This is a genomic window from Rhizomonospora bruguierae (genome assembly GCF_018397995.1).
Taxonomy (GTDB): domain Bacteria; phylum Actinomycetota; class Actinomycetes; order Mycobacteriales; family Micromonosporaceae; genus Rhizomonospora; species Rhizomonospora bruguierae.
The window spans coordinates 1-2,056 of sequence record NZ_BBQH01000132.1 but is presented as its reverse complement, the minus strand read 5'-3'; the positions used below and the strand labels follow the sequence as shown (position 1 = coordinate 2,056).

Sequence of the window (2,056 nt, the reverse complement as noted above, 5' to 3'; positions counted from 1 at the left end):
TGTCGACGGCGGCTGAAAACTGACCCTCTCTGGACGGGTGAATATTGACCCCCTCCCGTCCACTATCTGAGAGGGTGATCTTGGTGGAGGAGTGGGCGGAGATCCGCCGGCTGCATCGGGCCGAGGGGATGTCGATCAAGGCGATCGCGCGGAAGTTGCATCTGGCTCGGAACACGGTGCGTAATGCGGTGCGTTCGACGCAGCCGCCGCGGTATGTGCGGGCCGGTACCGGGTCGATCGTGGACGCGGTCGAGCCGCGGATCCGGGCGCTGCTGAAGGAGTTCCCGCAGATGCCGGCGACGGTGATCGCGGAGCGGATCGGCTGGGACCGGTCGATGACGGTGCTCAAGGAACGGGTCCGGCAGTTGCGGCCGGTGTATGCGCCGCAGGATCCGGTGTCGCGGACCACGTATGAGCCGGGCGAGGTCGGGCAGTGTGATCTGTGGTTCCCGCCGGCGGAGATCCCGTTGGGGCATGGCCAGGTGGGAGTCGGCAAGAGCGTGCCGCCGGTGCTGGTGCTGACCTCGGGGTACTCGCAGTGGCGGGCAGCGGTGATGATCCCGACGCGCACCGCCGAGGACCTGGTGCTGGGTCAGTGGGCGGTGATCGGGCAGCTGGGCGGGGTGCCGAAGCTGCTGGTCTGGGACAACGAGGGCGGGGTGGGTCGGCACCGCGGCAACGATCCGAAGCTGACGCCGCAGTTCACGGTCCTGCGCGGGCTGCTGGGCACCCGGTTCTACGTGTGTCGGCCGCGGGACCCGGAGACCAAGGGGAAAGTCGAGCGGACCAACGGGTTCTTCGAGACCTCGTTCCTGCCCGGCCGTCGGTTTACCGGGCCGGCCGACTTCAACGCTCAGCTGGCCGAGTTCCTGGGCCGGGCGAACGCCCGCAAGCGGCGCAGCCTGCAAGGCGCGGCAGCATCGGAGCGGATCGGCGCGGACCGGGCCGCGATGGGCGCACTACCACCGATCGAGGAACCGGTGATCGGCTGGCGCAACAGCCTGGTCCTGCCCCGCGACCACTACGTCCGCCTGGACACCTGCGACTACTCGGTGCACCCGTCCGCGGTCGGGCAGCGGGTCGAGGTCAGCGCCGACCTGCAAACCGTGCGGATCCACCGCGGCGGGCTGCTGGTCGGTGAGCACCAGCGGTGCTGGGCCCGGCAGCAGACCATCACCGACCCGACGCACCGGCAGGCCGCCGACGCGATGCGTCACGCGTTCCAGGCCCGCACCGCCGCCGGCCGCGGCCCAGCCGCTGACGAAGTGCAAGAACGCGATCTGTCCGCCTACGACCGGGCGTTCGGCCTGCTCGACGAGCAGGGCGAGCAGAACGGGCGGGCGGCGTGATGGCCGGCCGGACCACGACCGCCACGGGCGGGCCGACGAGCCAGCAGACCCTGGCCGAGATCGCTTATCTGACCCGTGCGTTGAAGGCGCCCACCCTGCGCGACAGCGTTGAGCGGCTCGCCGAACGGGCCCGGGCCGAGGGCTGGACCCACGAGCAGTTTCTGGCCGCCTGCCTGCAACGCGAAGTCAGTGCCCGGGAATCCCACGGCGGTGAAGGCCGGATCCGCGCCGCCAGGTTCCCGGCCCGCAAAGCCCTCGAGGAGTTCGACTTCGACCACCAGCGCTCGCTGAAACGCGAGACCATCGCCCACCTGGGCACCCTCGACTTCATCACCGCCAAGGAGAACGCGATCTTCCTCGGGCCGCCCGGCACCGGCAAGACGATGCTGGCCATCGGCCTCGGGATCCGGGCCTGCCAGGCCGGGCACCCGTTCGCCACCGCCGCCGAATGGGTCGCCCGGCTCGCCGCCGCCCACCACGCCGGCCGGCTCCAAGCGGAAATCACCAAACTCGGCCGCACCCCGCTGTTGATCGTGGACGAGGTCGGCTACATCCCGTTCGAACCCGAGGCCGCGAACCTGTTCTTCCAGCTCGTCTCGGCCCGCTACGAACGCGCCAGCCTGATCGTCACCAGCAACAAGCCGTTCGGCCGCTGGGGCGAGGTGTTCGGCGACGACGTGGTCGCCGCCGCCATGATCGACCGGCTC

Annotated in this window: 2 protein-coding genes; both read left to right on the top strand. The window is 70.4% G+C overall.

Annotated features, from left to right (window positions below):
- The first annotated feature begins 74 nt into the window (after positions 1–74).
- The gene (istA, locus tag KJS59_RS30430; protein WP_213457420.1) at positions 75–1,349 is read left to right on the top strand and encodes an IS21 family transposase; all 1,275 of its coding nucleotides are present in this window, start codon (positions 75–77) and stop codon (positions 1,347–1,349) included.
- Positions 1,349–2,056, top strand: a 708-nt coding sequence (gene istB, locus KJS59_RS30425; RefSeq protein WP_213457418.1) for an IS21-like element helper ATPase IstB, incomplete at its 3' end; no start/stop codon positions are given. The genes istA and istB, both read left to right, overlap by 1 nt.